Here is a 21,313-nt window from a genome sequence, read left to right as displayed (position 1 = left end):
GCGGGTTACCCCGCCATTTCAATTTCCGTTGACTAGTTCAGGCCAAGCGTACCGCGCAGCGTGGAAAGATCCTCCGCCAACGTAGTGACCGGACCGGCAAGCGCCTTACGATCATCATCCGACAGCTTGTCATAGGACTCGTAGCCGTCGCCCTTCTTGTACTTGGCGAGAATGTCGTCCACCGTCTTGAAGTTGGCTTCCACCTTCTTCACGAGGTCCGGATTCTCTTTTTCCAACAGTGGCTTGAAAAGCTCGACAATTTTCTGGGCGCCGTCAACATTGGCCTTGAAATCCCAAAGATCGGTGTGGCTGTAGCGATCCTCCTCACCAGAAATCTTGGTTGCGGCCACTTCTTCAAGCAGGGCAGCAGCACCACCGACCACCTTTTCCGGCGGAACAGTGAGGTCTTTCACACGCTTCTGAAGTTCCAGTACATCGGCGTAAAGCTTGTCGGCAACCGGGGCGAGCCCTTCGGTGGAATTCTGTGCGAACAAGCCATACTCAATACGGTGAAATCCGGTGAAATCTTCCGATTTCTCGCCATTTTCATGATCATCGGCACGACTGTCGATCGAAGCGTCAAGATCGGCGAAAAGCTCGGCAATCGGTTCGATCTTTTCGTAGGAAACGCGTGAAAAAGGATATAGCTCCTTCGCTTTCTCCAGATCGCCTGCCTTGACCGCATCGGTAAAAGCCTTCGTATCCTTTACCAGGATAACGAGATTTTCCTGCACGTAGACCTTGTAATCCGCGATGGGCTGAACAAGGTCCAGCGGTGAAACTTCGGCCTTGGCTGCGCTGAAGCTCAGCGTGAGGGCAACGGCACATGCCGATGCCAGCAATGGCAGACGATACTTCATATTTTGCCTCTCCATATAGGGCGCATTGCGGGAATGCGCGTTAAATCCAAGCTTGAGATGCGATCCTCACCCGCGGGCGTTCTGCGGACCGCTTGCCTCTAAAAGTGCGCGCGCGTAGTAGTCCTTGTGATCCTGAACCCCCGGCAGCGCGAAGAAATACCCGCCTCCGATAGGCTTCAGATATTCTTCCAGCGGTTCCCCGTTGAGCCGGTTCTGGACCATGATGAAGCCCTTCTCCAGATCGGCCTGATAGGCGATGAAGAGCAGGCCCATATCAAGCTGGCCCGACTTGCTGACACCGTTGGAGTAATTGAATGGCCGACGCAAAATAAGGTGTTGTTCCGCATTAGCGTCACGCGGATTTGCCAAGCGAATATGGGAGTCCAATGGCGTCACCTTGCCGTCGACATCCTTCGCGTAATTGGGAACATCAGCTTCAGTCTTGCCGTCGAATGGTGCCCCGCTGTTCTTGAGGCGTCCGAAAATGGCTTCCTGTTCCTGCAGCGGTGTGCGGTCCCAGCGTTCGACGAAATTGCGGATGATGCGTACAGCCATATAGCTGCCATTGATCGCCCAATCCGGTTCTTCGTTTTGTTTCTGCACCCATAAAATGCGGTTCATCAGCGCCTCGTCGGACGAATCCGGATTGGCGGATCCATCGCGGAAACCGAGGAAATTCCGGGCACTTTCCTTCGCCTTGGGCGAGTGTGGCGGCTGTACAGGAACCGTTCCTTCCTGTTTCCATCGCACCATCAGAAGATCGGGCATGTTCTTCATAATATCGCGCAGGGCATGGATGTTCGTGTCTGGCGTATTCGAACAGAACTGTAGTACCAGATCCCCATGGCAAATGTCCTTCTGCAAGGCATCATTGGGGAAACCGGTCATGCGCTGTAGAAGTTTCGGCTTCAACGGCTTCAGACCGAAACGATCATCGAACAGTGACGCACCAAGCGCGACCGTAACCGTGAGATTATCCGGCGTGACCACCGGTCCAAGAATACCGGAATCCGATGGTGGAAACTTCGCATCCAGTTCCGGCGGTTCGCCGCCCTTCATCAAGAACTCGGCTCGCTCCGTGAGCATCTTGAACATACGTTCCAGCTCGACGCGGTCGCGCGCCAGCACATCGAAAGAAGCGACAAGACCGGCAGCGGGGCGGGGCGTAACGATGCCCGGCTGATGCTTCCCGTAAAAAGGCTGGCTTTCGTGAATCTTGTCACTTTCCGGCGCGTTGGTCACACTTTCAGAAGAAAGCGCATAGGCCGCCTGCGGGGCGGCAAGCACACCGACAACGGCCCCCGCAACACCGGTTGCTCCGGCCCCCATCAGCAATGCGCGCCGACTGGCAGAAACAGGCTCGTCAGTAGTTATCTTATCGGTTTTGAAAAATTTTTTGGTCATCATTCTACCCCAAGCTGATCACGGAGTTTCGTAAACTGTGCGGCGAGCGCAGCTGCGCCATCCTTTATTTTTGCCTTCTGGTCAGAGGACAGAGCATCGAATGGCTTGTAGCCATTGCCTTCGGCATCTGCATCGAGCAGCGCCTTGATCGAAACAGCATCCTTGTCGATGCCTTCAAAAGCCTTCGGATCAACCTTTTCAACGATCGGACGCAGAACGCTGGCTGTCTTGCCGGACCCTTCAAGAAGCCCAGACAAAGCTTGCAGATCAGTATGTGCATAGCGATCTTCACCCGCATCGGACGCAGTCGAAGCAAAGCGATTCAAAGCGGAAGCCGTGCCTGCCATCATGCGATCCGGCGAGATCCGAAGTCCCCGAATGCGCTCTTTCAATGCAGCGGCATCCTGCTCAAGCTTGCCGGCAACAGCCCTAAGTCCATCGACGGATTTCTGCTCGAAAAGACCGTACTCAATGCGGTGCAAGCCACCGAAGGCCGGGTCCTGCTCACGCTTCTCAAAATAGTCGGCGCGGGCGTTGATAGCGGTGTCGAGATCGGAGAAAGCTTCCGAAACCGGCGCAATACGTGCATAAGCTCCACGCGCTGGACCGTACGCAGCCTGCGCAGCTTCAAGATTACCGCTCGCTATTGCAGCGGAGAGCTCCCCAACCGCCTTCTGGAATTCAGTTACTTCAGTGGTGAGATAAATCTGATACTCGGCCAGTGCACCGATGAAAGCCGTGAGCGGGAGCTTACCCTTTTCTGCTTCACTCGCAGCAGTCGCAGTCACGATCAACTTCCCGCGCGGATTGGACAAAAGCCCGCAAGTGATCTGGTATTCGCCGGGCGTCAGCTTGGCGGTGAGTGTCTGCTTGAACCCTGGCGCAATATTTTCACGCTCTTCGAGAACCATCACGCCATCGAGGATCTCCCACTCGACCGTACGATCCGACTTATTGACTATTTCGAATACCGAGCGCCCAGCTGGAACTGTCAGTTCGTTCGGCTCACAACTCTTACCGTTTATCGCGACCTGTATTTTGTCGCCGGCTTCGGCGTGGCGCGCTTTATCCGATATACGAGATGCATAATAGAAGGCAGCGCCAGCCGCGAGCAGCAATAGTACTGCAAGAGCCAATCCAATGCGGACCAGGTTGCGCGACATGGGGTCTGCGGGTTTCGGGTTCGTCATGAAAATCTCTTTTATTGTGCGCTTGTTTTAATCTGGCTTGCGGTTGCCGATGCACTTGCTGGCATCAGGAACAGAATGAGCGCCGGAACGAGAAAGGCGACGTAGGCGATCACTTCACTAACAGTCGGTGTTGCGATGTAACCGAAAATGCCGGCCAGAACTGAACCAAGCGTGCTGTCGAGCGGAAGAATATCGCTCGCATCGAACACGACCGTCTGGAAGTGATTCCAGACACCGGCTTCGTGCAGCGCCATCACTGAATTGGCGAGAATGCCCGCAGCAATGATCAGAATGAAAACACCGGTCCAGCGGAAAAAGCGTCGAAGGTTCAGCCTCAGGCCACCTTTATAGATGCCATAGCCAACGACGGCAGCGAGCAATACACCAAGCAGCGCACCAAACGGAGCGGCAGCCCCCTCACTCTGCTGGAAAGCAGCCAGCAGAAAGAAAACCGATTCAAGCCCCTCACGCGCTACGGCAAAGAAGACCATCAGAATGAGGCCGAAGCCCTTATGTGTTGGTGTTTGAAACGCCGCATCGATGGAGTGATGCAGTTCCGCCTTGATGGAGCGTGCTGCCTTGCGCATCCAGAAAACCATCGACGTCAATACGAACACAGCGATCAGACCAATAATGGCCTCGAACATTTCCTGTGCTTTCTGCGGAAATTCCGCACTCAAAAGCTGCAGGATGGCACCAACGGCGAGTGACATAGCGAGTGCCAGCAAAACGCCGATCCACACCACAGGCATCCAGGCGCTGCGGCCGGTCTGATGAAGATAACTGGCTATAATGCCGACGATCAGCGCGGCTTCCACGCCCTCACGAAACATGATTAGAAAAGGTACGAGCATTCCAACTATCCAAAAGATAGAGAAATCGGCCTGTCAATCGGTCGCTTCCCTTCAAGCCCGGCATGAAGCCTTCGGCATTTGGTCATCTTTTATATCTGCACAGCCAGCGCTGCAAGCCAAATGAGCTTGACATCGATTGGAATGTTTTAGAATTGTTCTAATGATTTCATGTATTTAGGCCGCAACTATTTAATCGTGGTCGCAAACACTCAAACCACATAACTCAATTTTTTGTCTTATCTATCAGAAATAATTCGGGATTTTGTCGCTAGTCTCGTACCGAAATGAAACGTGCCATTTGCAGCCTAAGCGCATTCTTCACGTTGAACTGCTCGAAATTTCAAAAATTTCCGAAATGGTCAAAAAAATTTGTACTTTAGGGGTTGAAGATTGGAGCAAGCTGATCCATATCACAGTCACTTACCGCTGTGCCTCCTCCCATTGCGCGCGGTAAGTGTTCCCCTCTGGAGGTTTGCCCAATGTGGCACCTTCATAACTTAGCCGGACTTTTCAGTCCGGCTCTTTTTTTGCCCATAATCCTAATTTTTGCTTGTTTCACCGGAAACGCAAAATTTCTACAACTCTCTGTTTTGAAAAGATAAATCCGAAGCTTTTTTCTTCACTCTAAACACATTCTATATTATTAACTGAATTTCGGTTAATCTAAAAAATCCGATCAACCTCAGTAAAAAAAGCGCCGCGTTGCCGCGGCGCTTCTCATTCATAAATAAACAGTTTGTCTTAGCCGTAAGACGCAACCGGCGGACAAGAACAGATGAGATTTCTGTCGCCACCGACATTGTCAACGCGGCTGACCGGCGGCCAGTACTTGGCCGTTGCGTCGAATTCGCCGCCAAGGGCAATAGCCGGGAAAACCGCTTCCTCACGGGAGTAAGGATGCGTCCATTCCGTTGCCAGCGTATCGCCCGCCGTGTGCGGTGCATTGGCAAGCGGGTTGTCATCCGCAGGCCAGACACCATCGGCAACCTTTTTCGCTTCGCCTGCAATGGCAATCATCGCATCGCAAAGACGATCGATTTCCGACTTCGGCTCAGACTCGGTCGGCTCAATCATCAGCGTGCCCGCAACCGGCCATGACATGGTCGGTGCATGGAAACCATAGTCGATGAGGCGCTTGGCCACGTCTTCCACGGTGATGCCTGCACTATCTTTCAACACGCGCGTATCCACGATGCACTCATGCGCCACACGATCATGTGCACCAGTGTAAAGGATCGGATAAGCGTCCTTCAGACGATGCGCGATGTAGTTGGCGTTGAGGATTGCAGCCTCGGTTGCCTTCTTGAGACCCGCGCCACCCATCATGCGGATATACATCCACGTAATCACCAGAATGGATGCACTGCCAAACGGTGCTGCCGAAACGGCATGCTGGGACCCAAGATCAACATGACCCGGCAGATAAGGCACCAGATGCTTGGCTACACCAATCGGGCCGACACCCGGACCGCCGCCGCCATGCGGAATGCAGAAGGTCTTATGCAGGTTCATGTGGCAGACGTCAGCGCCAATATCGCAAGGGCGAGCGAGGCCAACAAGCGCATTAAGATTTGCGCCGTCGAAATAGACCTGACCGCCATTGTCATGGACGATTTCGCAGAAAGCCTTGATACCTTCTTCAAACACGCCATAGGTCGACGGATAGGTGATCATGAACGCCGCGAGATTATCGCGATGCTTCTCGGCCTTGGCCTTGAGATCGTCGATATCGATGTCGCCATCCGGGCGGCAATTGACCACGACAACGCTCATACCCGCCATAGATGCGCTAGCAGGATTGGTTCCATGTGCAGACGACGGGATCAGGCAGATGTTGCGATGACCTTGGCCACGCGACTGGTGATAATGGCGAATTGCGAGAAGACCCGCATATTCACCCTGACTACCGGCATTGGGCTGCAAGGATACGCCAGCAAAGCCGGTGACTTCGCAAAGCCATGCCTCGACGTCCGAGGTCATCTTGGCATAGCCGGTCGTCTGTGCGGCTGGTGCAAACGGATGCAGATTGGCAACCGTATTCCAGCTCACCGGCATCATTTCTGCTGCCGCATTGAGCTTCATCGTGCAGGAGCCAAGCGGGATCATCGCACGATCAAGCGCCAGATCCTTGTCGGCCAGACGACGCAGGAAGCGCATCATCTCGGTTTCCGAACGGTGCGAATGGAACACATCTTGTGTCAGGAAGCCTTCACCGCGTCCTTTGGACGGCGTCAGCAGATCGTCGTTACCGACTGGCTTTGCGCCAAACAGAACGGCGAGTGCTGCAAGATCGTCTTCGGTTGAGGTTTCGTCAAAGGTGACGCCAACAGTATCCGCATCGATGATGCGGAGCAGACGACCGCCCTTGTCGGCTTCATCAGCGATCTTTGCGGCCTTGCCGGCAACCTTGATGCTCACCGTGTCGAACAGGCTGTCACCGGCGATTTCGACGCCCGCAGCCTTAAGGCCAGCCGCAAAGCGGGCAGCAAGACCGGCAATACGCGTTGCAATCGCCTGCAAACCAGCCGGGCCATGCCAGATGGCATAGGATGCCGCCATATTGGCGAGCAGCGCCTGCGCGGTGCAGATGTTGGAAGTCGCCTTGTCACGGCGGATATGCTGCTCACGCGTCTGTAGCGCCAGACGATAAGCGGCACGGCCATGCGCATCGACCGACTGGCCGACAATGCGGCCTGGAATGATGCGGGTCAGCGGTTCGGATACTGCCAGATAGGCAGCATGTGGACCGCCAAAGCCCATCGGCACGCCAAAGCGCTGCATGGAGCCGACAGCCATGTCGGCACCCCACTTTGCCGGAGCCTCAAGAATCGTCAGCGCCAGCGGATCGGCAACAGCGATTACCAGAGCGCCCTTGGCTTTTGCATCAGCAATAACGGCTGTAAAATCGCCGTAAACGCCCTTGGTATCCGGCCACGGCACGATGACCGCAGCGGTGTTGTCGTCAACCGTGCTTCCGGCTTCAACCTGCCAGCCAAGCGGCTCGGCACGGGTGTTGATCACATCGACGTTCTGCGGATGCAGATCGCCTGCGAGCAGAACGCGGCTGCGCTTGTCGCGATGATGACGAACGGCAACGCCCACAGCTTCGGCAACAGCAGTTGCTTCATCCAGCAGCGATGCACAAGCGACCGGCAGACCGGAAAGCTCGGCAACGAGCGTCTGGAAGTGAAACAGAAGTTCCAGACGACCCTGGCTGATTTCCGACTGGTAAGGCGTATAAGCCGTGTACCAGGCCGGATTTTCAAACAGGTTGCGCTGAATGACGGGGGGCGTCTGCACACCATGATAGCCCGCACCGATGAAGCTCTTCTTCACCACATTGCGGCCCATGATTTCATTGAGCTCCGCAAGTGCTGCGTGTTCGCTCAAAGCTGCAGGCAGATCGAGCGCGCGGTTGAGGTGTATGGATGCCGGAACAGCCTGCGTGATCAGCGTTTCCATGGAAGGAAGACCGAGCGCTGCAAGCATTGCGCGCTCGTCTTCAACTCTTGGCCCGATATGACGGGCAACAAAGGGGAGAACCTGTTGCGTCATTTCTTTATCCTACGAGTTTGTCGTAACCAGCCTTGTCGAGAAGTCCCGAAAGCTGGCCTTCATCGGAAAGCTTGAGCTTGAACAGCCAGCCTTCGCCTTCAGCAGCCTGATTAATAAGAGCCGGATCGCTCGAAACGGCGTCGTTAACTTCAACCACTTCGCCATCGACTGGAGCATAAACGTCGGAAGCGGCTTTGACCGACTCCACAACCACAATGCCCTCGCCCTTGGAAACGGTGCGACCGACGTCCGGCAGATCTACGAATACGAGGTCGCCCAGCTGTTCCTGTGCGTGGATCGTGATGCCGACAGTGGCAACGCCACCTTCGACGCTGATCCACTCATGATCTTCGGTGAACAGGATATTGGCCATGGATATCATCCTTTGCGATAGCGATGCGGTGTGAAGGGAAGTGCCGACACGTCTACGGGAACCTTGTTGCCGCGAACGTCAGCGAAAATGCGGGTGCCAGGAACTGCGAGGCTGGCCTCGACATAGCCCATAGCGACCGGGAAACCGGCCGATGGACCGAAACCACCGGAAGTAACGGTGCCAATCTGGCGACCGGACTCATCAAAAAGGTCGGCTCCGCCACGTACTGGCTGACGGCCTTCCGGCTTGAGGCCAACACGCTTGGCGGTTGCACCCTTGGCAATTGCGTCCAGCACGGCTTTGGCGCCATTGAAGGCAGCCTTTTCTCGCACTGACTTGGTGATTGCCCATGTGAGACCGGCAGAGACCGGATCGGTTTCCGGCGTAATGTCCTGACCGTGCAGGCAAAGACCTGCTTCCAGACGCAAGCTGTCGCGGGCAGCAAGGCCGATCCATTCGACGCGTTCGTCGGCCAGAAGCTTGGTTGCAAGTGCACGCGCCTCATCAGCAGGCAAGCCAATCTCGAAACCGTCTTCGCCGGTATAGCCCGAACGGGTCATGAACCAGTTGGGATTAGGTTCAAAGCCGCACATAAAGCCGAGCTCTGCACCTTTAAGACCAGCATCCGTAATGACGCTTTCGGCTTCCGGACCCTGAATTGCCAGAAAAACGCGATCCAGCGGATTGACGGTTACATCCTTACCGGACGCAGCTTCATTGAGATGCTCAATATCGGCATCAGCATTGCCAGCATTGGCAACAACCATGAAACGGTCTTCGCCAAGACGCGTGACGATCAAATCGTCAAGAACGCCGCCCTTGTCATTGAGGAAGAAAGTATATTTCGACTGGCCGGTTTTCAGAACCGACGGATCAAGCGGACAGGCTTCGCTCAGAAGCGCAATTGCATCTGCGCCCGAAACTTCGATCAGCTTCATATGTGAAATATCGAAAAGGCCAACATGCTCACGCGTGTGAAGATGTTCCTTCATCACGCCGAGCGGATAGGTGATCGGCATGTTCCAGCCGGCAAAGCCGCCGAAGCGTGCGCCAGCTTCTTCATGCAGATCCTGCAAAGGCAAGGTATTCAAGTGTGCGGTATCGCCCATAACAACTCCAGAGTCGCACGTGTGCCTCCGCAAAATGCGGCTGCTTCGTGCCCCTCTGTCTCAGGCCTGAGAGACTCGCATGGCTATATAGAAAGCCATACTTACACCTTCGGCGCAGGGTTTCCCCCGACTTTCCAGAGTTGTCTTACCCGTCTGCGGTTCCTTGTACCTGAGAGATTTCGGGCGATTTCCCCTTCGGCGGCCAGTTGGCGCTCTCCCGCAGACAGACAGTGCAAAAACATCATTCAGCATGACGTCCCGACACCCGACGAAACTCCCTTAACCCAATCCGGCGCGCAAGTCATGTGGAATTGTTGTCTCTAACCGACGATATCCCGGACTTTTGCGACAAAATCTAAAGCTGACGGGAGGTCCAGATCTATACTCTATAATACACGCATATTACGGCACGGACGAGACCGCATAATTACCCGCCCGACACCCTCACGAGCATCTCTATCCGCCACATTGTGTGGAGATCTTTCCCGGCAAGCAAATTTTAAAAGAAGTTTTAACCAGTTAGCCGCTGAAGCAGCCTGAATTCTGGCGATTTCCCCACTTGGACAGATGATTGTGATGGCATGATGGCCAAGCTGCGTAAAAGGCGTGCAATTGACAAGCTTTAACGCATTGCAGCTATGCAAATCTGTCTCTCCAATTCGAAATGCTTCGAGCCTATATGCTGTTTGCAACAAAGAGATAAGATTTTACTAGGTGAGAGAAATGAACCTGATCCGCTCGTACAACAATTGGCGCCGCTACCGTAACACGGTAAATGAACTGAGCCGCCTGAGCCCACGCGAACTGAACGACCTTGGCATTCTTGCTTCGGAAATCCCGTTCGTTGCACGCAAGGCCGCTGCTCGCTAATAGCGCCTTCGGAAGGCATTGGCCTTCTTCAAGGATCGCGAGTCCCCATAACCGCGCGGTCCTACAGTTTCCAGAATATCACCGGGGTTTTCTCCTCCTCCCATTCCCTCGGTGATTCAAGACCGGATATCCTCCTCCCAAGTCCGGTCTTCCCCATAAAATACCCGTCGCCTCCTCCCGCGACGGGTATTTTCGTTTGTGGGGTACTTAAACTTCTTGCGAGGCGAGCCTCGCCGCACCGCGCCTGTCGAACGCAACCGAGATTGCGAAGACGACCAGACCTGACAATGCGAGTAATGCACCGACTGTACCCGTCGATGTCCAGCCATAACCCCATGCAACCGCCAGCCCGCCAAGCCATGCTCCCAATGCATTGGCAAGATTAAGTGCGGAATGGTTGAGGGCTGCGGCCAGCGTCTGTGCGTCCGCCGCCACATCCATCAGACGCGTCTGCAAGGCAGGGACGAGCGCAAATCCGCCTCCGACCAGAAGTACATTCAAAAATGCTGTCACCGGATGCTGCATGAGGACGGGGAATACCAGCATGACTGCCATATCATAGAGCAGCACCAGGCCAACCGTTCCCATGACCGAGCGATCCGTCAATCGCGAACCCACTATATTGCCAAGCACCATGCCCAGACCGAACATGGCGAACACGAAAGGCATCCATTTCACATCAACATGAGAAACCTCGGTGACTGTCGCCGCGACATAGGTAAAGACGGAAAACAAGCCACCCGTGCCGATGGCACCGATTCCGAGCGTCAGCCAGACCTGTTTGCGGCGAAACGCTCCCAGTTCGCGCAAGGGTGACGCTCCCTCGTCCGCAGGCTGTTTGGGCACATAGATCGCAACCAGCACCATGGTTAGAATTGCAATCAAGCCGACCGCGCCAAACATTGCACGCCATCCGGCAATCTGACCGAGAGAAGTCGCAAGCGGCGTCCCGCACAATGTGGCGACGGTCAGTCCCATCATCACCCGCCCTACAGCCTGCGCACGTTTTCCCGGTTCCGCCAATGATGCAGCGACAAGCGAAGCCACGCCGAAATAGGCCCCATGCGGGAAACCGGCAACGAACCGCATCATATAGAGACCGGCATAGTCCTGCATGAATGCGCTTGCGAGATTGCCAAAGGCGAACAGCCCCATAAGCAGAAAGAGAAGCTTACGACGGTCCAGCCTTGCGCCAATCACGGCCAGCACCGGCGCACCAATCAGAACACCAAGCGCATAGGAGCTGATGAGGTGCCCGCCTTGCGGTATCGTCACATTGAGGTCGCGGGCAATATCGGGCAGCAGCGCCATAATGGCGAATTCACCGGTGCCGATACCAAAGCCGCCGATGGCAAGCGCTAATTCCGCCAGTCGTATAGACGAACGCGGCGAAGTTTCCGGCACGGAAGCCGAAGGCTGAATTTTTGACATGAATGAATGGGCCTGAAGGGAATGGAGGATGTCGGACAACCCTACCACTCCTTTCAAGCAAAGGCGACATGCATTGTCGCGCGCTTTGACGGCGCGGCGATAACAGATTACTTGGCCGCAACCACCTCAATCTCGACCTTGAATTCCTCGCGCGTGAAGCCGGAAACGATCATCAGCGTCGAGGCCGGTGCAGGCTGCGGGAACAGCCTGTCGCGAACGTCCATATAAGGACGCATATATGCCCGGTCAGTGACGTAGGCGTTGATGCGCACGACATCGGAAAGCTCCATACCGCCATCGCGCAGGATACGGTGAATATTATCGAAGCAGAGTTCGGCCTGAGCGCCTGCGTCTTCCGGCACGCTGGCATCGGGAGCGATACCAAGCTGACCGGAGCTGAAAATCATTTCAGCTCCGGCTTCTACCTTGACGCCATGACTGTAGGCGGCAAACGGCACCGCCATGTCAGCGGGCAGCAGATGTTTCAAAATATTCATCGTGAATCCTCAAGATTTCGGTGTGGCAGCCAACATTTCTTTCAGCCGCACTGCCCCGCCAGCAATATCGGCCTCGGTCGGATTGATGCCAGCTGCCAGCATACGGCGCGCGATCATATGGTCTGCCGGACGATTAATGGAATCGACAGCCACAAGCCTGTCACCAGCAAAATGGAAGATCGAAAACGCGTTCTCGTCCGGGTTTCCCGAAAGGATGTGCCGATCGGCATCGAAGGAAAGGCCCGCCGTCTGCAGCTTCATATCGCCCTGATCGGACCAGAACCACGCAACCTCCCGAAACGGTGCTTCACGCCCGACAATGGTGCGCGCCACGTGTTTTGCCTGATCCGTTGCGTTTTGCACCGATTCCAGCCGGACCCGGCGACCAGCATGAAAATGATCATAGCTCACGCAATCGCCAATGGCGTAGACGTGGCTGGCAGATGTACGCAGATGTTCGTCCACAACAATACCGTTGTCGATCGCAAGCCCCGCTGTGACTGCAAGCTCTACATTCGGCACCGCGCCAGTGCCGATAACGACCATCTCCGCTGGGAATATCGTTCCGTCTGCCGCCTTCACGCCTGTCACACGGCAATTTTCACCCTCAATGGCAGTCACGCCGAGACCGGTTAAAAGTGTGATATTGGCGGCGCGGCTCCGCGCTTCAACATGGGCGGAAATATGCGTTGCAACCGAACGACCCAGAACCCGAGGCGCGGCTTCGATCAGAACCGTCTTCTTACCAAGCGCGATTGCGCTATGGGCCATTTCGAGACCGATGAACCCGCCGCCGATAATGACAACATTCACCACATTCGGCATTGCCGCAGCGATGCGGCGTGCATCTTCCATCCGGCGCAGTGTAAAGACCCCGTCAACGTCAACACCCGGCACATTGGGAATGCGCGCACGCGCGCCGGTTGCGAAGATCAGTTCTGACCAGTTCAAGACGCGCCCGTCATCGAGCGCGACCGTCTTGTCGGCAATCGATACGGCATCGACGTGACAGCCAAACAACATCTCGACATTGTTGTCGCGATAGGTTGCTTCCGGACGCAGCACCAGACCGCCGCCCTCCGGAGCTTTCAGGTAGGATTTCGAGAGCGGTGGCTTATGATAGGGAATATCTGTTTCGTCGTTGATGAGAACGATTTCGCCTGCATAACCTTCCTGTCGAAGGCTGATAGCGGCTTGCGAGCCAGCATGGCCTGCTCCAATGATAATGCATCTCTCGTCCATATGACCTCCGGAATTTTCCGCGCATCATAAACGCGTCGCGGCCCGTCGCGTGACCGAATAGCCACGGATTCACACCTTAATTGCATGCAATTCGCATATTTTAAACATTTAGTTTGACCGTTCGGTCAGATTGTTTAGTAGGATGCATTCAACGCCCTTGGCCCGAGCGTGTAGGAGTTGCAATCTTGAAACGATATTGGTCCGATTATACGAGCGAGGCATTCTCCCGCCTCGAGCGTGAGAAGCTCGTGGCGGTTTTGCCCGTCGGTGCAATCGAACAGCACGGGCCTCACCTGCCGCTGGCGGTCGATGCCGCCATTGTCGACGGCATGGTGAAGGAAACAATTGCCCGCCTGCCTGAAGCAAGTCGCGCGCTTTTCCTGCCGATGCAGGCCATAGGCAAGAGTAACGAGCACAGTCTTTATCCCGGCACGCTGACGTTCTCGGCAGAGACGATCATTCGCATGTGGTGCGAAATCGGTGCATGTGTGGCGGCAAGCGGCGTTCGCAAGATGGCGCTTCTCAACAGCCATGGCGGCCAGATCAGCGTCATGGATATCGTGGCGCGAGAACTTCGTATCCGTCACAACATGATGGTGGTGAGTATCAACTGGTTCGGCCTTGGAATGCCTGATGGCGTCTACAGCGCCCACGACGCCAAGCACGGTATTCATGCCGGCGACATGGAAACCTCGGTGATGCTGGAAATGCATCCCGACCTCGTCGACATGTCGAAAGCACAGGATTTCCGTACGCTTACGGAAACTTTCGCAAGTGATTTCAAGCATCTTTCGCTGAGCGGCGGCGCAAAGCCTGCCTGGCAGATTCAGGACATCAATCCTTATGGTGCCGCTGGTAATGCGACGCTCGCGACGGCTGAAAAAGGTCGTGCGACCATCGATTTTGCCGCCGAGCGCTTGATCGAAGTGCTGGCGGAGATCGAACGAGCGCCGCTTTCCTGGCTCGACAATCAACCAGCCTGGTAAGGACAATGAGCGTGGCCCCCAACTCGCAAGTTCCGTCCTCTCTGATCGAGATCGATGGCGTCTACAAGCAATACGGCACTGGTGTGATGGCTGTGAGCGACATGTCGCTCAAGATCGAACAAGGCCAGTTCGTCAGTTTTCTCGGTCCCTCGGGCTGCGGCAAAAGCACGGCACTGCGCATGATAGCCGGTCTGGAATCGATTTCCGCCGGTGATATCCGTGTCAACGGTCATGCTCCCGGTAAGGGCCCTATCGGCGCGCAGGATATCGGTTTCGTTTTTCAGGAACCGACGCTGATGCCTTGGGCCAGCGTTTTCGACAATGTCTATCTGCCGCTGCGTCTGTCCGGAATTTCCCGCAAGGAAGCGAACCCGCGTGTTGAAGAAGCTCTGGCACAGGTTGGCTTGTCACGCTTTGCCAAGGCATTTCCGCGGGAGCTGTCCGGCGGAATGAAAATGCGCGTTTCCATCGCTCGCGCATTGGTTACACGCCCGCGTCTGCTGCTGATGGATGAACCTTTCGCAGCGCTCGACGAGATGACGCGCTTCAAGCTCAACAATGATGTGCTGCGTCTTTGGCAGGAACACGGCCTGACGGTGATCTTCGTCACCCACAGTGTTTACGAGTCGGTCTATCTGTCGAACCGTGTCATCGTCATGGCGGCAAGACCGGGGCGCGTGGTTGCCGATATACCGATCATCGGCTCATATCCCCGTGCAGAAAACTACCGCACGACGGATGCTTACGCGAAATATTGCGCCAAGGTTTCCGATGCACTGACCGCGACGCTTTCCTCTGAAGATATAGATCACTGAGGACATGCAAATGAACCAGATGCAAAACGAACTGCCAGTCCTCAATTCCGAACAGGACCGCCTCGCCAGGCGTGAGCGCACCTTGCGCATCGTCATGCCGACACTGGCAATCATTATCGCACTCGGCATATGGGAAGGTCTCGTCCGTTACTATCAGGTGCCGCATTACCTGATCCCCGCGCCATCGCTCATTGCCGAAACGCTTTTCAAAGACGGTCCGTCCCTGATGGCCTCTATGTGGTTCACCGTCAAGCTGACCCTGATCTCACTCGCCTGTGCCATTATTGGCGGCGTTCTGCTCGGCATGATCTTCGCCTTGTCGCGCCCGATAGAAATGGCGTTCTTTCCTTTCGCCGTTATCCTTCAGGTCACACCGGTGATCGCTATCGCACCACTCATCCTGATCTATGTACGCGACACTTTTTCGGCTTTGCTCATCTGCGCATGGATCGTCGCGTTTTTCCCGATCCTCTCCAACACGGTGATTGGATTGCGCAGCGCTGATCATAATCTGCGCGATCTGTTCAAGCTTTATCGCGCCTCGCCGTGGCAGCGCCTGCGCTATCTGCTGGCACCGAGCGCCCTGCCCTATTTTATGGCGGCATTGAAAATCGCTGGCGGCCTATCGCTGATCGGTGCAGTTGTGGCTGAGTTCGTTGCAGGTACGGCAGGCCAGAGCACGGGTCTTGCCTCGCGCATTCTGGAATCGAGCTTCCGTAACGAAATTCCGCGCATGTTTGCGGCACTCTTCCTCGTGTCGCTGCTCGGCATCGTGATCTTCCTCCTCACAAGCTGGCTGTCGCGCCTCGTCCTCGGGCGTTGGCACGAGAGCGAAATCCGTCGCGAGCGCTAAAATGCTGACTGGCGTGGCCATAGCCGGACGTTCCGGACACTACGACATTGGCATTGAAGGCGACCGCATCGCCTCGCTTGTGCCGTCGCAGACAGCGGATGGCGGGCTTGTCACCCCACTTTTCGCGGACGTCCATGTTCATCTCGACAAGACTTTCACCATCCAGCGCATAGCAGAAAACGGCAGTGCCAGAGTTGATTGCCTGTTCGACGCCATAGACCTGATGGCCACGGACCGGACGAACTGGAGCGCGAACGATATCCGCGCCCGCGCAAGCAAAGGCCTCGAGGCTGCGTTCAACCAGGGTGTCGGCGCGATGCGCAGCCATGTCGACTGGACGACGCCGGAAGTGCCGACTGCCTGGCCTGTTCTCAATGAATTGCGCGAGGAATGGAAAGGCCGGATCGACCTTCAGCTTGCAGCGCTTGTCCACGGTGATCTTGTGCTCGAAGCAGGCAGGCAAATCGCTGCCCGCGTTGCGAAAGACAGTGGCGTGTTCGGCGCATTTTTCTATCGCAATGCCGATCTTGAAGCCAAAATCGAAGAGATGTTCCGCCTCGCCATGCAGCACGATCTCAATCTCGACTTCCATGTCGATGAAGGCCTGGATGTTGAAGCGAACGGCTTTTCGCTGATCGTATCAGCAACCAAACGGTATGGCATGGGTAGTCGGGTGTTATGCGGTCATGCCTGCTCGCTATCACTGCGCAAGCCGGACGAATTACAGCACATTCTTCATGCTGCTGCAGATGCGGGTACGGCTCTCGTTTCACTGCCCACGACAAACCTCTATCTGCAGGATCGGATCGGCGGAAAATCTCCGCGTCTGCGCGGTGTTGCGCCGCTGAAGGAAGCACGCGTAGCAGGCATGGATGTTATGCTCGGATCCGACAACGTCCGTGACGCATTCTATCCTTATGGCGATTATGACCCGCTCGCCGTACTTCGTCTCGCAGCGCCTGTCTGCCATATCGAGCCGCAGGATTGGCTCGACAGCATCACCACCTTGCCCGCCCGCCTTATTGGCAGCGAATGCGTACAGCAACCCAACGCAGGTGGCGTGGCCAGTTTTGTCTGGCACGACGCAGAAGACCTGAACGATCTCATCAGCCGCCCGCAGGCCCGCCGCGTCGTCTGGCGCAATGGTGTTGCCGACCCCAACTTAACGGGCCAAATCAATGGAAGAGCCACATGAATTCTGCCGCTCCACAGCGCATCTACGACTGGGCCGCATTCCGGACCGAAATCGATGGAATCCGCATTTATGACGACCCCAAGCAGGTCGAGCTGCGCTCCCGCGATTACTTTTGGTACAGCCCCATCCTGACCGAAGATATCGGCCATTATGTTGGTGACCTCGTTGTCATTCCGAAAGATCAGGATGAGGTACGGCGCGTGGCGGCAGCAGCCGCAAAACTGCATATTCCGATCACGGTTCGCGGCGGCGGCACCGGCAATTACGGCCAATGCGTTCCGCTTGAAGGCGGCGTCATTCTGGACATGACCAAGATCGATCGCATCATTTCCATCGAACCCGGCAAGGTTCGCGTGGAAGGCGGCGCACGCATTTCACGCCTTGACGATGCCGTGCGTGAAACCGGGCAGGAACTGTTGATGTATCCATCGACTCGCCGGATCGCCACCATTGGCGGCTTTTTTTCCGGCGGCTCCGGTGGCATTGGCTCGCTGCGCCACGGCATGTTGCGCGATGATGGCAATGTCTACTCGGTCAAGGTTCTAACCGTCGAACCGGAACCGAAGATCATCGAATTGACCGGCCGCGATATCCATAAAGTGCAGCATGCCTATGGCACCAATGGTATCATTCTGGAGCTGGAAATCGGCCTCACCAAGGCGACAGACTGGATACATACCGCAGCCTTGTTCGATAGTTACGAGGCAACGTTGAACTTTTGTCTCAAGGCGCTGGAACATAATCTGGACTGCTATCTTCTGACTACGGTTGATCGCCGTTTTGCGCGCTTTTACACCAAATTCGGCGATCTTTTCCCATCCGACAAGGATGCGGTTTTTGCGATGATCGCACCGGAAGAAATGGCCCGTTTCGAAGCACTCGCCAGCGAATTTGGCGGCAAGGTTTCCTTCGCCATGACGCTGGATGAATTGCACAAAAGCGGCCTGCAGCCAGCTTATGAGTGCGGCTGGAACCATACAACCCTGCAGGCGCTGAAAGCCGAAGAAGGCTGGACTTATCTTCAAGTCGCCTATCCGCGTCCGTTTGATGTCGATGTGGTTACACGCCAGATCGAGCGCTACGGCGAAACGCAATATATGCATCACGAAATGGCGCGCCTTGAAGGCGAAGTGCAGATTTTCGCGCTTCCGCTTGTGCGCTTTGAGGGCCGTGACGCGATGTACCGGCTGATCAAGGAACTGGAGCAGGTTGACGGTTGCGACATCTACGATCCGCATGCCTACACCATTGAGGACGGCGGCATGAAGGAGATCGACAGCGTGCAGATCGAATTCAAGAAGCAAGCCGACCCATATGGCCTGCTCAATCCGGGTAAAACGCGCGGCTGGACCGCCGACATGGCATTGAAGAACTAAAACAAGGGGAACCAAATATGAAAAAGATACTGGTTGCGGCGCTGGCCGTACTTTCCATGGGCCTTTCCGCACAGATGGCCTATGCGCTCGACAAGGTGACGCTCGGCACCAACTGGCTGGCGCAGGCAGGCCATGGCGGTTTCTATCAAGCTGTTGCCGACGGCACCTATGAAAAATACGGCCTCGATGTGCAGATCGAAATGGGCGGACCGCAGGTCAACAATCGCCCGATGCTGGCCGCAGGCCGCCTCGACTTCCTGCTGACCGGAAATCTGCTTCTGTCGTTCAATAACGTTGCCAATGGCGTGCCGACAACGGTTGTTGCCGCTTTCTACCAGAAGGACCCACAGGCACTGATGGCGCACGAGGGCGCGTACAAGGATTTCAAGGATCTGACCAATGCCGACACGATCCTGATTTCGAAGGACGGTCAGTTCTCGTTCTGGCCATGGCTCGTCAAGGACTTTGGTTTCAAGGACGAACAACTGCGGCCCTATGGCTATAGCCTCGCCCAGTTCCTCAACGACAAGAAGGTCGTGCAACAGGCTTATGCGACCGCCGAGCCAATCTATGCCGAAAAGGAAGGTGCTAAGGTCACGACCTATCTCCTCGCCGATTATGGCTACAGCACTTACGGCAACACGATTGAAACGCGCCAGGATCTGATCGAAAAGAACCCGGATCTGGTACAGCGCTTCGTCAGCGCTTCCATCGAAGGGTGGACCAATTTCCTCTATGGCGACCGCAGCAAAGCTTATGAATTGATCCTGAAAGATAACCCGGACATGAGCAAGGAAACGCTCGATGCGGAACTGGAGCGGATCAAGAACCTTCAGCTCATCGACAGCGGCGATACGCTTGAAAAGGGAATTGGCGCAGTCTCGATGGATCGCGTCAAGGCGTTTTACGAACTCGCCCGCAAGGCGGGGATCATTAGCGGTGACGAACTCGACATGACCAAGGTCGCGACCGATGCCTTCGTAAACAAGGGTGCAGGGCTCGACATCAAAAAGAAGCTGGGCCAGTAAGCCCCTCCTCAATCGCGGCAGGTCTGAATGAACAACGGCGACGAGAATGACGACACCGAACTGACCGGACGGGACAAGGTTCTCGGACGTAGGCGGCGCATTCTCGGCGCAATACGGACTGCTGCGATTGATGAATTTGCCGAAAAAGGCCTTGTGGGGGCATCCACACAAGGCATTGCGCACCGCGCTGGCCTTACGAAGCCGCAACTGCATTATTATATTTCGAGCAAGGAAGAGCTCTACGAGGATATCATCGTCTATATCCTCGACGAATGGGAAGACATTTTCCTAGGAGCCAATACCGGGGATGACCCTGCCAAGGTGATCCGTCAATATATCCGCGCCAAGCTCGAATACAGCCAGAAGAACCCCAAAGCTTCGCGCCTTTTCACCACCGAAATCGCCAATGGTGCGCCCTATCTGAGCCGTCACTGGAAAAAACATGTCTCCGCAACCCATAATGCAGTGAAACTCATCCAGTCATGGGTGGATGACGGTCGCATCAAGCCTGTCGATCCGCTGCTGTTCCAGATGCATATATGGGCAGTCACCCAGCATTATGCCGACTTCGAAACGCAAGTCCGCAGCATGATGGAGCTCGAGAAGGACGAGCCGCTCGACCTTGAACGGATAGAGAAAGAAGTTTCAACGCTGTTTCTGCGTGCCTGCGGGCTAGAATAACGCGCTCTCGAAAGAGCGACGCACCGGTCAGCGCAGTTCTTCAAGTTCCGCAATGCGGGCGGCGCTGTCTTTTTCCAGCATTCTTGTCATTTCACGAATGACTGTTTCCGCCAGGACAAAAAGTGCTGCCGATGAGTCCCAGGCTGACGGTACGGCCGTGCGCCCCGCCAGAACATGTCTGGCTACACGTGCAATCGGCGAAAGCCACTGATCGGTAACAAGGATGACCTCCACACCTCGCGCCCGCGCTTTTTCAGCCAGTTTCAGAAGGCTGTCCTGATAGCGGCGAATATCGAAAACCACCAGAACATCGCGCTTGCTCATATCGAGAAGGCGGTCACGCCAGACACTTTCCTGACCACTAAGATGAAAGACGTACGGACGAATAACAGTCATGTGGGCCGCCATATACTGCGCAATAGGATCGGTGAAACGCCCACCGATCAGATAGACATTCCCTTTGGCGCCACTCAATGCCGAAACGGCCTGTCGCAACTGCCTTTCGCCGAGATGTCGGAAACTCTCACGGATATTCTCCAGCGTATGCTCCACCGCCGGATAAGCTGTGTCTTGTCCGGTACCCGGCTGTTCGTTGCGATGATGCGGCGACTGCAACTGGGCTGCGAGTTCGTCCTGTAATCGCGCCTGAAAATCAGGATAGCTCTGAAACCCGAGCCTGTTCACAAAGCGCAGGATCGTCGGAGAACTGACACCGGCCAAGCCGGAAAATTCCGCGACGGTTTTCAAGCCCAGCATCGGATAATTGGCGATCAGCGTCTGCGCTGCACTTCGTTCACCCGCCGGCATCGTATCGATCCGTTCATTGATCAGTTCCGCAACGCTTGCATGCACCGGCACAGCACTTCCTGTTTCAGCAGGCCCTTTTTGAATTTGGGCGAAATTGTGTTTGACAAATAATCATAGGACGTATCAAATAATCCGCAATAGCGCATAATTGGAAAAAACGTAACATAAGTTACAGCGCGGGGAACGA

At 55.5% G+C, this 21,313-nt stretch carries 19 protein-coding genes and 1 riboswitch; of the genes, 8 read left to right on the top strand and 11 right to left on the bottom strand.

The genetic code is table 11. The annotated features are described in order from the left end of the window. Positions 1-32: 32 nt before the first annotated feature. From efeO (CQZ93_RS18745) to gcvT, 7 genes are all read right to left on the bottom strand, one after another. The gene (gene efeO / locus CQZ93_RS18745; protein WP_105544092.1) at positions 33-860 is read right to left on the bottom strand and encodes an iron uptake system protein EfeO; all 828 of its coding nucleotides are present in this window, start codon (positions 858-860) and stop codon (positions 33-35) included. Between the two features lie 66 nt (positions 861-926). Next, on the bottom strand, positions 927-2,264 hold the full coding sequence (gene efeB / locus CQZ93_RS18740; protein WP_105545213.1) for an iron uptake transporter deferrochelatase/peroxidase subunit: 1,338 nt from the start codon (positions 2,262-2,264) through the stop codon (positions 927-929). Beyond that, on the bottom strand, positions 2,264-3,454 hold the full coding sequence (gene efeO / locus CQZ93_RS18735; protein WP_105544091.1) for an iron uptake system protein EfeO: 1,191 nt from the start codon (positions 3,452-3,454) through the stop codon (positions 2,264-2,266). Before efeO (CQZ93_RS18735) ends, efeB begins: the two co-directional genes overlap by 1 nt. An 11-nt stretch (positions 3,455-3,465) precedes the next feature. Next, entirely contained in the window at positions 3,466-4,308 is an 843-nt protein-coding gene (gene efeU, locus CQZ93_RS18730) for an iron uptake transporter permease EfeU (RefSeq protein ID WP_105544090.1), read from the bottom strand. A 741-nt stretch (positions 4,309-5,049) separates the two neighbouring features. Then, positions 5,050-7,863: an aminomethyl-transferring glycine dehydrogenase gene (gene gcvP, locus CQZ93_RS18725; protein WP_105544089.1), complete on the bottom strand. Its 2,814-nt coding sequence runs from the start codon at positions 7,861-7,863 to the stop codon at positions 5,050-5,052. A 4-nt stretch (positions 7,864-7,867) separates the two neighbouring features. Further along, positions 7,868-8,236 carry a glycine cleavage system protein GcvH gene (gene gcvH, locus CQZ93_RS18720; RefSeq protein ID WP_105544088.1) on the bottom strand — a complete coding sequence of 123 codons (369 nt, stop codon included), beginning with the start codon at positions 8,234-8,236 and terminating at the stop codon, positions 7,868-7,870. A gap of 5 nt (positions 8,237-8,241) precedes the next feature. Continuing rightward, positions 8,242-9,345: a glycine cleavage system aminomethyltransferase GcvT gene (gene gcvT, locus CQZ93_RS18715; protein WP_105544087.1), complete on the bottom strand. Its 1,104-nt coding sequence runs from the start codon at positions 9,343-9,345 to the stop codon at positions 8,242-8,244. Positions 9,346-9,491: 146 nt separating this feature from the next. Further along, positions 9,492-9,575: riboswitch (glycine riboswitch) on the bottom strand. Positions 9,576-10,068: 493 nt separating this feature from the next. On the opposite strand from gcvT, the gene CQZ93_RS18710 reads away from it, so the two are divergent. Beyond that, the gene (locus CQZ93_RS18710; protein ID WP_007879540.1) at positions 10,069-10,215 is read left to right on the top strand and encodes a DUF1127 domain-containing protein; all 147 of its coding nucleotides are present in this window, start codon (positions 10,069-10,071) and stop codon (positions 10,213-10,215) included. Positions 10,216-10,422: 207 nt separating this feature from the next. Here CQZ93_RS18710 and CQZ93_RS18705 read toward each other — a convergent pair whose 3' ends face one another. The 3 genes from CQZ93_RS18705 to CQZ93_RS18695 all read right to left on the bottom strand — a co-directional run bounded on the left by CQZ93_RS18705 (position 10,423) and on the right by CQZ93_RS18695 (position 13,385). Next, positions 10,423-11,646, bottom strand: coding sequence for an MFS transporter (locus tag CQZ93_RS18705; RefSeq protein WP_105545212.1), 1,224 nt, complete (start codon positions 11,644-11,646; stop codon positions 10,423-10,425). A gap of 107 nt (positions 11,647-11,753) precedes the next feature. After that, complete coding sequence (locus CQZ93_RS18700) at positions 11,754-12,143, bottom strand: RidA family protein (RefSeq protein ID WP_105544086.1); 390 nt, start codon at positions 12,141-12,143, stop codon at positions 11,754-11,756. A 9-nt stretch (positions 12,144-12,152) separates the two neighbouring features. Then, positions 12,153-13,385, bottom strand: a complete 1,233-nt coding sequence (locus CQZ93_RS18695; RefSeq protein WP_105544085.1) for an NAD(P)/FAD-dependent oxidoreductase — start codon at positions 13,383-13,385, stop codon at positions 12,153-12,155. 185 nt (positions 13,386-13,570) lie between these two features. On the opposite strand from CQZ93_RS18695, the gene CQZ93_RS18690 reads away from it, so the two are divergent. The 7 genes from CQZ93_RS18690 to CQZ93_RS18660 are packed head-to-tail and all read left to right on the top strand — an operon-like array spanning position 13,571 to position 20,319. Next, positions 13,571-14,371 (top strand): creatininase family protein, encoded by an 801-nt coding sequence (locus CQZ93_RS18690; protein WP_105544084.1) that lies wholly within the window; start codon positions 13,571-13,573, stop codon positions 14,369-14,371. Between the two features lie 5 nt (positions 14,372-14,376). Then, the gene (locus CQZ93_RS18685; protein ID WP_105544083.1) at positions 14,377-15,186 is read left to right on the top strand and encodes an ABC transporter ATP-binding protein; all 810 of its coding nucleotides are present in this window, start codon (positions 14,377-14,379) and stop codon (positions 15,184-15,186) included. A 10-nt stretch (positions 15,187-15,196) separates the two neighbouring features. Further along, the gene (locus CQZ93_RS18680) at positions 15,197-16,039 is read left to right on the top strand and encodes an ABC transporter permease (protein ID WP_181153429.1); all 843 of its coding nucleotides are present in this window, start codon (positions 15,197-15,199) and stop codon (positions 16,037-16,039) included. Position 16,040: 1 nt separating this feature from the next. After that, complete coding sequence (locus tag CQZ93_RS18675) at positions 16,041-17,234, top strand: amidohydrolase family protein (protein WP_105544082.1); 1,194 nt, start codon at positions 16,041-16,043, stop codon at positions 17,232-17,234. Next, positions 17,231-18,610 (top strand): FAD-binding oxidoreductase, encoded by a 1,380-nt coding sequence (locus CQZ93_RS18670; protein ID WP_105544081.1) that lies wholly within the window; start codon positions 17,231-17,233, stop codon positions 18,608-18,610. Before CQZ93_RS18675 ends, CQZ93_RS18670 begins: the two co-directional genes overlap by 4 nt. A 17-nt stretch (positions 18,611-18,627) precedes the next feature. Next, entirely contained in the window at positions 18,628-19,638 is a 1,011-nt protein-coding gene (locus tag CQZ93_RS18665) for an ABC transporter substrate-binding protein (RefSeq protein WP_105544080.1), read from the top strand. A 27-nt stretch (positions 19,639-19,665) separates the two neighbouring features. Continuing rightward, complete coding sequence (locus CQZ93_RS18660) at positions 19,666-20,319, top strand: TetR family transcriptional regulator C-terminal domain-containing protein (protein WP_105544079.1); 654 nt, start codon at positions 19,666-19,668, stop codon at positions 20,317-20,319. 27 nt (positions 20,320-20,346) lie between these two features. Here the strand turns inward: CQZ93_RS18660 and CQZ93_RS18655 are convergent, their stop codons facing one another. Next, entirely contained in the window at positions 20,347-21,126 is a 780-nt protein-coding gene (locus tag CQZ93_RS18655; protein WP_286154280.1) for a MurR/RpiR family transcriptional regulator, read from the bottom strand. Positions 21,127-21,313: the final 187 nt, after the last annotated feature.

It is taken from the genome of Ochrobactrum vermis (assembly GCF_002975205.1).
GTDB classification, from domain to species: domain Bacteria; phylum Pseudomonadota; class Alphaproteobacteria; order Rhizobiales; family Rhizobiaceae; genus Brucella; species Brucella vermis.
This window is presented reverse-complemented; position numbering and strand designations above follow the sequence as displayed.

Excerpts from the sequence above, each read along its gene's own strand:
- efeO (WP_105544092.1), bottom strand. The coding sequence starts at position 860 with ATGAAGTATCGTCTGCCATTGCTGGCATCGGCATGTGCCGTTGCCCTC.
- efeB (WP_105545213.1), bottom strand. The coding sequence starts at position 2,264 with ATGACCAAAAAATTTTTCAAAACCGATAAGATAACTACTGACGAGCCT.
- efeO (WP_105544091.1), bottom strand. The coding sequence starts at position 3,454 with ATGACGAACCCGAAACCCGCAGACCCCATGTCGCGCAACCTGGTCCGC.
- efeU (WP_105544090.1), bottom strand. The coding sequence starts at position 4,308 with ATGCTCGTACCTTTTCTAATCATGTTTCGTGAGGGCGTGGAAGCCGCG.
- gcvP (WP_105544089.1), bottom strand. The coding sequence starts at position 7,863 with ATGACGCAACAGGTTCTCCCCTTTGTTGCCCGTCATATCGGGCCAAGA.
- gcvH (WP_105544088.1), bottom strand. The coding sequence starts at position 8,236 with ATGGCCAATATCCTGTTCACCGAAGATCATGAGTGGATCAGCGTCGAA.
- gcvT (WP_105544087.1), bottom strand. The coding sequence starts at position 9,345 with ATGGGCGATACCGCACACTTGAATACCTTGCCTTTGCAGGATCTGCAT.
- CQZ93_RS18710 (WP_007879540.1), top strand. The coding sequence starts at position 10,069 with ATGAACCTGATCCGCTCGTACAACAATTGGCGCCGCTACCGTAACACG.
- CQZ93_RS18705 (WP_105545212.1), bottom strand. The coding sequence starts at position 11,646 with ATGTCAAAAATTCAGCCTTCGGCTTCCGTGCCGGAAACTTCGCCGCGT.
- CQZ93_RS18700 (WP_105544086.1), bottom strand. The coding sequence starts at position 12,143 with ATGAATATTTTGAAACATCTGCTGCCCGCTGACATGGCGGTGCCGTTT.
- CQZ93_RS18695 (WP_105544085.1), bottom strand. The coding sequence starts at position 13,385 with ATGGACGAGAGATGCATTATCATTGGAGCAGGCCATGCTGGCTCGCAA.
- CQZ93_RS18685 (WP_105544083.1), top strand. The coding sequence starts at position 14,377 with ATGAGCGTGGCCCCCAACTCGCAAGTTCCGTCCTCTCTGATCGAGATC.
- CQZ93_RS18680 (WP_181153429.1), top strand. The coding sequence starts at position 15,197 with ATGAACCAGATGCAAAACGAACTGCCAGTCCTCAATTCCGAACAGGAC.
- CQZ93_RS18675 (WP_105544082.1), top strand. The coding sequence starts at position 16,041 with ATGCTGACTGGCGTGGCCATAGCCGGACGTTCCGGACACTACGACATT.
- CQZ93_RS18670 (WP_105544081.1), top strand. The coding sequence starts at position 17,231 with ATGAATTCTGCCGCTCCACAGCGCATCTACGACTGGGCCGCATTCCGG.
- CQZ93_RS18665 (WP_105544080.1), top strand. The coding sequence starts at position 18,628 with ATGAAAAAGATACTGGTTGCGGCGCTGGCCGTACTTTCCATGGGCCTT.
- CQZ93_RS18660 (WP_105544079.1), top strand. The coding sequence starts at position 19,666 with ATGAACAACGGCGACGAGAATGACGACACCGAACTGACCGGACGGGAC.
- CQZ93_RS18655 (WP_286154280.1), bottom strand. The coding sequence starts at position 21,126 with ATGCCGGCGGGTGAACGAAGTGCAGCGCAGACGCTGATCGCCAATTAT.